6 protein-coding genes and 1 pseudogene are annotated in these 7,551 nt (G+C 60.6%); 4 read left to right on the top strand and 3 right to left on the bottom strand.

Features of this window, described 5'->3' with window-relative positions; genetic code table 11:
• Both Q7O77_RS12035 and Q7O77_RS12040 read right to left on the bottom strand, forming a co-directional pair.
• The coding region (locus Q7O77_RS12035; protein ID WP_304167522.1) for an LLM class flavin-dependent oxidoreductase at window positions 1-866 on the bottom strand (866 nt) is incomplete at its 3' end.
• A gap of 259 nt (window positions 867-1,125) precedes the next feature.
• A complete protein-coding gene (locus tag Q7O77_RS12040) occupies window positions 1,126-2,463 on the bottom strand; it encodes a neutral/alkaline non-lysosomal ceramidase N-terminal domain-containing protein (protein ID WP_304167525.1) in 1,338 nt (445 codons plus the stop codon).
• Window positions 2,464-2,690: 227 nt separating this feature from the next.
• On the opposite strand from Q7O77_RS12040, the gene Q7O77_RS12045 reads away from it, so the two are divergent.
• Both Q7O77_RS12045 and Q7O77_RS12050 read left to right on the top strand, forming a co-directional pair.
• Window positions 2,691-3,329 (top strand): TetR/AcrR family transcriptional regulator, encoded by a 639-nt coding sequence (locus Q7O77_RS12045; protein ID WP_304167528.1) that lies wholly within the window; start codon window positions 2,691-2,693, stop codon window positions 3,327-3,329.
• A 134-nt stretch (window positions 3,330-3,463) separates the two neighbouring features.
• Window positions 3,464-4,729 carry an SfnB family sulfur acquisition oxidoreductase gene (locus Q7O77_RS12050; RefSeq protein WP_304167531.1) on the top strand — a complete coding sequence of 422 codons (1,266 nt, stop codon included), beginning with the start codon at window positions 3,464-3,466 and terminating at the stop codon, window positions 4,727-4,729.
• 308 nt (window positions 4,730-5,037) lie between these two features.
• Here Q7O77_RS12050 and Q7O77_RS12055 read toward each other — a convergent pair whose 3' ends face one another.
• Entirely contained in the window at window positions 5,038-5,712 is a 675-nt protein-coding gene (locus Q7O77_RS12055) for a MarC family NAAT transporter (protein ID WP_304167534.1), read from the bottom strand.
• Between the two features lie 342 nt (window positions 5,713-6,054).
• On the opposite strand from Q7O77_RS12055, the gene Q7O77_RS12060 reads away from it, so the two are divergent.
• Window positions 6,055-6,888, top strand: coding sequence for a VOC family protein (locus Q7O77_RS12060; RefSeq protein ID WP_304167537.1), 834 nt, complete (start codon window positions 6,055-6,057; stop codon window positions 6,886-6,888).
• Between the two features lie 275 nt (window positions 6,889-7,163).
• Window positions 7,164-7,551, top strand: a pseudogene (locus Q7O77_RS12065) (hypothetical protein); the annotation flags it as partial.

The raw sequence follows: 7,551 nt of genomic DNA on the forward strand, positions 1-7,551 counted from the left end.
TCGGCGGCATAGCTGCGGCCGAAAATCGCGCGCGTTTTATCATCCAGGAACCCGACCTGATCGGCATCCTGTCCTCCACCGCCGAAGTAGGCACGGTCCCGATCATCGACCAACGCAAAGATGCTGCGGCTGACCGATACGCGAGGCTCGTGCGCGTGTCCCGCCGCTTTCCACGCTTCACGATACGCCCGGATCTGTTTGGCCTGCTGAATGTGGAACGGCTCGCCGGTTTCATCGTCTTTCAGCGTGGAGCTTTGCAGATTCAGGCCAAGTTTGGCCGCCCACACCGCCGTGGCGTTCGAGCCAGCGCCCCACCAGATTCGATTGCGCAGTCCTTCTGAAAAAGGTTCGAGGCGCAGCAGTCCCGGCGGGTTGGGAAACATCGGCTGCGGATGCGGCTCGGCGAAGCCTTCTCCGCGCAGCGCATCGAGCAGCACCTCGGTATGGCGGCGCGCCATATCCGCGTCGGTTTCTCCCTCCGCAGGCTGGTAGCCGAAATAGCGCCAGCCGTCGATAACCTGCTCAGGTGACCCACGGCTAATGCCGAGTTGAAGACGCCCGCCGGAAATCAGGTCCGCCGCGCTGGCGTCTTCCGCCATATACAGCGGATTTTCGTAACGCATATCGATGACGCCGGTGCCGATCTCAATGCGATGGGTTTTCGCCCCTACGGCTGCCAGCAGCGGGAAGGGCGAACTGAGCTGACGCGCGAAATGGTGTACCCGAAAATAGGCGCCGTCCGCCCCCAGATCTTCCGCAGCGACGGCCAAATCGATGGATTGCAGCAGCGTATCCGCCGCCGAACGCGTTGCCGACTGAGACGAAGGCGTCCAGTGGCCAAACGACAAAAATCCTATTTTTTTCACGAGGCAGAGGTCCTTATAGTGAGGGTGGCGAGTCGGCGACGCACGCGACGGTGAAAAGGTATCGCCTATGCATAAACTTTAGACAAGACTACGCAGAAAGACGAAAACCGGCCAGAGGCACCGCACAACAGGCAAAACCCCGCAGCGCGCTGTGCAGCTTGCACGGATATCGTGTCCGCACCGGTCATACCACGTCTCTTCCCCGGCCCCTCGGAGAAAACGGGGCGTAAACCTGCCGTCCACGCCCCTCGACGCACGCCTATTTCTGCCTTTGCAACGCGTTGCCTATCATCGTGGTGAAGTTATTGACGATGGCATCTTCCGCACAGCCTGCCTTCAGCGGACTCGCCTTCACTTCGAAGATCTGATTAGCGTAAGAGGCGTCGTCCGGAATATAGCCGATGCGATCGTTGACGATAGACGTGAGGATCGTTTTGCTGAGCGGCGAGCTTTGCGCCAGTCGATAGCCGATACCGGTCATCACTTCGCCCGACACCCCCGCCAGCGCCGTATCGTTCAACATGACCAGACCGAGGCGGAGATTCACGTTCTCGACCTGAGTTTGGTTCATGTTCTGCATCGTCTCGGTCCCTTGCTGCGTTGGGCAGCTCACCACGGTCTCTTCTGCCCAAAGGTTCACCCGACGGGTCATGTCTTCGGGCTTGATGCCGCGGGCGACGCGGACAATCGCCTCGCCCACCGTCTGACCCTGAGTCTCAGCCGCATTCCAGGCAAACGCGGCGTCTTTCTCATCGGTGTCCGACAAACCGGCGCGGAAGATCCTCGGATTCTGGTCCGCGATCGTTCCCGCCGACCACAGCGACACCGCGTTCCCCCCGAGCGTTTTCTCCACATAGTTGGCGGCCACCCCGGCCAGGTCGCCGCTGATCTGCTTGATACCGAGCGTCGTCACGGAGTGAACCGCATAGTTCGTCAGCAGCGCGATAGGTTGGCCGTCCAGCGTGTCGAACTTCATCACCCACAGCCCTTTGTCGGACGGACCGGTGGGATTCACGCCGATAATCCAGCCGTCGGCGGTATATTCGTCGCGATTCACGTTGACGTTAACCATCCCTTTCCCCACGCCAAAGCGTGCGGGTTTCGCCTGCTGTTCAGACTGACGAAGCGCCTCGATCATTTTGCTGTAGAGGCCTTCGCTCCAGGCCAAGGACGTCGTCGTTCCCTCGTGCGCCAACGCGCCCGGAGAGACATTTCCAACCCGCGGCGCGCTGTGGTCGTGCGTGGCGAAGATCAGGATATTGGCGAACGGGATTTGCAGATCCTTTTCAATCCGTTGACGCACCGCCGTCGTGTCGCCCACCTCCATACTGTCCACCGAAACCAACGCCACTTTGCCGCCGCCGCTATTGATGAGCAGCGTGCGCAGATAAATCGGATCGTGAACCCCGACGAAATCCCCGCCCATCGGGTTCATCTCTTTCAGGGTGGTCGGCGTGATATCCACTTTGGCGGCGCCGACGCGCAGCAGGTCTTGATCCGCCGCACGGGCTGGCGCCAGCAGACAGCCAATGCACAGTATCGCGCCCAGCGCGAGGGAGGTCGGGTGTAACACGGGAAGAGCCAAGCGATTAGACATAGGTTGTTTCCTTTCAACAAGTTGGCATAGCCGAAAGCGCCGAGCCGCTACCCGCCAGGCGGTACTAATGACCGCGGCGGCGCTCGCTCTTGTCACCGCCGCGGGCGATCCGCACTCCTGCCTGGACAGGACGACGGCAAACGACGCCGTTTCCATGGTACTCTTGAGTACCAAGTATTGATTCAGGATTCAGCCCTGTCAACGGCATGAGAAGAGGAAGCCTTACGATGAAAACGATGCCACCGACCTCGCCTGATGGCATGGCGCACACCCCGTCACAACGGCGCTCCCACATTATCGACGCCGCCGACAGCCTGTTCCGCCAGCATGGCTTCACGGGAACGACCACCAGCATGATCGCCACCGCGGCGGCAGTCTCGAAACGTGACCTGTATGCGATCTTCCACAACAAAAACGAGATTTATTATTCGGTCGTCGAGAAAAATCAGCGGTTGTTTCTGGATCTTCCTCGGCCGGAGGCTGAGGACCTGCCCATGCTGACGTCACTGATAAAAATTTTTCGTCTGGATATGGACGACGCGGCAGGACAACGTCGGTTGGACTTCATTCGCGTCTTTATGAAGGCTGCGGTAGAAGCACCGGAAACATCCGACACCCTTTACGCCAGCGGACGATTTCACCCCCGTGAGGCGCTGATGGACTGGCTTCTGGCGCAGGCCCGTCGCGGCAAGCTGCCGCTGCAGGATGAAGAGGAAGCAAAGGTCTATGCCGGGATGCTGATGAACCTCGTCTTCGGCGCGCTGATCCCTGTGCGACACGACCATGAGGAGATCGATGAGCGCACCACGCATGTTATTAAAGCGCTGACCATTTTCCTGAAAGGCGTCGGCTGCGACATAAGCTAATCTCTTTTTTATCTATAAAAAACAGATACCTGACAAATAAGGTTATCCGGAATTCGTCTATAAGACCCGGCGCTGCGATTGCTAGGATGAGGGCCTCGGCGCCGTTGCGCCTTCGCCTGTGAGGAGAAATGCTTATGTCCACCATCGACGTGACCGCCACTCAGCCGGAAGTCCGGGTCAATGCTTCCGCCCCCTTTACGCCGCTCCCCCGCCCGACGTCGCCTGCGCACATCATCGCCAGCGACGAGGAGGCCATCGCCGTCGCCGAACGGCTGGCCGCGCAGTTTGCTACGGGCGCCGCCCGCCGTGACCGCGAAGGCATTTTGCCGATTGCCGAGCTGGAGACGTTTTCGCAAAGCGGACTCTGGGGCATCAGCATTCCGCGCGCCTACGGCGGGGCTGGCGTCTCCTACGCCACGGTGGCGCAGGTCATCGCGATTATCTCCGCGGCGGACTCCGCTCTCGGTCAAATCCCGCAGAACCATCTGGCGGGGGTCGCGCATCTGCTGACCGACGGCACTGAAAGTCAGAAAAAAACGCTGCTGGCCGATATTCTGCGGGGCATCCGCTGGGGCAACGCCTTTTCGGAAAAAGGCGGCGCTACCGTGGCCGACTTTAAAACCACGCTCCGTCGCGAAGGCGATGAGGTCGTCGTGACCGGAGAGAAGTTCTATGCGACGGGCGCGCTGCTGGCGCACATCGTTCATACGGTCGCCATCGACGAGGAAGGGCGGCCGCATTTGGTCGTATTTGATCGCGATGCGCCGGGGCTGACGGTGATCAACAACTGGTCGAGCTTCGGCCAGCGCACCACCGCCTCCGGCACCGTCATCCTCGATCATGTGCGGGCCCCCATTGAGCGCGTCATTCCCGCCTGGCGGGCCTTCGATCGCCCCACCCCGTCCGGCCCGATTTCGCAGATCATTCAGTCTGCCGTGGACGTCGGCATCGCCCGTGGCACGATCGCCGACACGCTGGCGTTCGTACGGGAAAAATCACGGCCCTGGATCGACAGCGATAAACAGACTGCCGCAGAAGATGTGTTCACCATTGCCGCCGTCGGCGATCTCGCTATCCGCCTGCACGCCGCCGAAGCGCTGCTGGAACGCGCCGGACGCCTGATTGACGTCGCCGTCGCCACGCCGAGTGAAGAGACGGTCGCGGCGGCCGCGGTCGCCACCGCCGAGTCCAAGGTGCTGTCCACCGAAATCGCGCTGCTGGCTGGCAACAAGCTGTTTGAGTTGGCCGGAACCCGCGCCACGTTGGCCGAATACAATCTTGACCGCCACTGGCGCAACGCCCGGACCCACACCCTGCATGACCCGGTTCGCTGGAAGTATTTTCACGTCGGCAACTACTATCTCAACCGGGTTAACCCTCCCCGTCACGCCTGGAACTAAGCGCGTCGGCCGAGGGGACAAGTCGCGAGGAGCATCAACAAGAGAGCGCGGAGGACGACAAGACGATGGGATAGCGTTGAGGGCATTGTCGGGGGCAACCCTTCGCCGTAGGAAACTTCGACCGCCCTCACCCACGTTCTCATTTCGCCCAGGCGTTGTCTCGGCAATTGAACTTCCCGCGACAACGACCGAGCGCCAACGGCAAAAAACGGTGGCAGCCGCGCAGAACGCAGCGTCTGTCACGGCACACGGTCATACGGTAAACCGGCCGACGCGCGCTCCCCGTTCACGGGCCTCAGGCAGCGGATTCAATAGGAAGCGATCAGCTCCATCACCCCGTTGATAATGAACTGCACGCCCATGCAGACCAACAGAAAACCCATCAGTCGCGAAACGGCGTCGATACCGCTTTTTCCAATCAAACGCATGATGAAACCCGCGCTTTTCAGGCACACCAGCAGGATGAGAGCTACGGCAATAAACGTCATCACCGGGCTCACCATCAGCACCCACTGTTCGAATCCGAGCGAGTTGGCTTTCAGCGTCGACACCGAGCTGATGATCATCGCAATCGTCCCCGGCCCGGCGCTTCCCGGCATGGCCAGCGGTACAAACGCAATGTTTTCCGAATCCTTTTTGGTGACGTCCGGCACTTTTTGATCCGCCGACGCCGTCTCGATATGCGACTTCTGAGGAAACAGCATGCGGAAACCGATAAAGGCAACAATCAGCCCGCCAGCGATGCGCAACCCCGGAATCGAAATACCAAAGGTATTCATGACCAGCTGGCCTGCGTAAAACGCCACCATCATGATCAAAAAGACGTAAAACGCCGCCATCGTAGACTGCTGACTAATGTCCTTGCGGGTCATGTTCCCGGACAGGCTTAGCAGCAGCGCCACCGACGTCAGCGGGTTGACCAGCGGCAATAACAACACCAGCCCCAACCCCACGGCTTCGAACAATTGAGAGATTCCCGTCATATGGCTTCCTTATGATTTCAGCGGTGCAAGAGACTTCAGCGTAGCATAGGAAAAATGACAGGGAACAGGATGTTAGCCTCTGCACGGAGCCTCAACCGACCTGCAATACGCCGCCGCCGCCCTGATGACGGAGAGAGTCCCGACGCTGGCGCAGCGCGCTTCGCTCTCACGGCGTTCGTCCCTGCGTGGCACCCCGGCAGACCGGTTTTTCGCCGCCCTGTTACGAGGGAATTTTTCGTCCGTTAGCGCAGAGACTCATCCCCCATAACGCGCCGCAACGCTGTTACAATGGGGCGGCGGGCGCGCCCCGCGATTCACTTTTTAACACAGGGAGAATGGTGTATGCCTGAATTACCCCCCGTGGTCGACCATGTGATCATCAACGTCGCCGACCAGTTGGATGAAGCCAGCACGCTGTTTCGGCGTCTCGGTTTTCAACTCAGCGAGCGCGGCCATCACACGATGGGCTCCAGCAACCATCTGGCGATCTTCGGCGAGACCTATCTGGAACTGCTGGGCTATGAGCCCGAAACCGGCAAAGACTTTTGCCAGTCCCCGCTCGGCCTCAGCGGGCTGGTATGGAAGACCTCAGACGCGGACGCCGTCTATCAGCACCTGCAACAGCAGCAGCTCGACGGGGACACGCCAGCGTCCTTTTCCCGACCGGTCACGCTGCCGGACGGCAGTCAGATAGAAGCGCGCTTCCGCATCGCCCGACTGCGCGCCGACGCCATTGCGAACGGCGTCAGCTTTTTCTGTCAGCACTTGACCCCGGAAGCCGTATGGCAGCCGGCGTGGCGTAAACACCGCAACGGCGTCGTCGAGATCGCGGAGTTCGTGATTGCCGCCGAGCGGCCAGAAGACGCCGCCGCGGTCTACCGCCGACTGTTTGACTCGGCGGTATTGACCTCCGGCACCAACGGCGAATTAAGCCTGCAGGCAGGACAAACGCGGGTGCGTTTCCTGAGTGCCGAAGCGGCCCGCGCCGAATTTGGCGCGCTGCCGAGCGATTATGACGGTCAGCCGCGAATGGCGGCGCTCAGCTTCAAGACCCGCTCGCTCGACCAGACGCGCCAGAGCCTGCTGGCCGGGAATCTGCCGTTTGTTGAGAACGAAAACGGTATTCAGGTGCCGACAGAGGCCGGGTTTAACCTCGCGCTACGGTTTCGCACCTAAGCGCGTGAAAATCGAGGGCAAGTGATGGAACGCGCGCGTCCGACGGCGGTCGGACTTATAGGGACATGGCGTGTGACGTCACGAAGGCAACAGCCCGGTTACAGGTGCTCACGTTATCCTGAGTCACGCCTGACACCGCGTTGAGGCCGTTTGCCGCACAATTGCCGCACAATCACCCCACGGATGGGTTGTCGCTCGCCGCCCTGCCCGGTGGCGGCAACACTATCCACGTACCGAGTGAGCGCCGCCGTGCGCGGCCATACGATGGACCGATGATGAAAACAACTTTTCTACGCCACTCCCTGGCAATGGGAATGATGATGCTTTGCGGGCTGGCTCAGGCCGCGCCGTTCACGGCTGGCGCGGGCCGGGCGGACATCGATATCCCTGCCAGCCTTTACCCTATCGACGGTTTCGTCGGGCAGCACGACCCGCTGGCTGCGCGCGTGATTCTGCTTGATGACGGAACAACCCGGCTGGGAATTGTCGTCGTGGATCAAACCTCGCTGTCCGAGGATTCGATCAACCACATGAAGGCGGCCCTTCAGCAGGTGGCGCAGGTCTCCCCGGAACAGGCGATCGTCAGCGCCAGCCACGGATTCTCCGCACCGCATGTTCTGCCGCATGAACATACTGCGCCGGAAGTTCAGGCTCAAACCACGC

This window comes from Lonsdalea britannica (genome assembly GCF_946477055.1).
Taxonomy (GTDB): Bacteria; Pseudomonadota; Gammaproteobacteria; order Enterobacterales; family Enterobacteriaceae; genus Lonsdalea; species Lonsdalea britannica_A.

What these genes read in the sequence shown, in the direction of transcription:
- Q7O77_RS12040 (WP_304167525.1), bottom strand. Translation starts at nt 2,463, where the DNA reads ATGTCTAATCGCTTGGCTCTTCCCGTGTTACACCCGACCTCCCTCGCG.
- Q7O77_RS12045 (WP_304167528.1), top strand. Translation starts at nt 2,691, where the DNA reads ATGAAAACGATGCCACCGACCTCGCCTGATGGCATGGCGCACACCCCG.
- Q7O77_RS12050 (WP_304167531.1), top strand. Translation starts at nt 3,464, where the DNA reads ATGTCCACCATCGACGTGACCGCCACTCAGCCGGAAGTCCGGGTCAAT.
- Q7O77_RS12055 (WP_304167534.1), bottom strand. Translation starts at nt 5,712, where the DNA reads ATGACGGGAATCTCTCAATTGTTCGAAGCCGTGGGGTTGGGGCTGGTG.
- Q7O77_RS12060 (WP_304167537.1), top strand. Translation starts at nt 6,055, where the DNA reads ATGCCTGAATTACCCCCCGTGGTCGACCATGTGATCATCAACGTCGCC.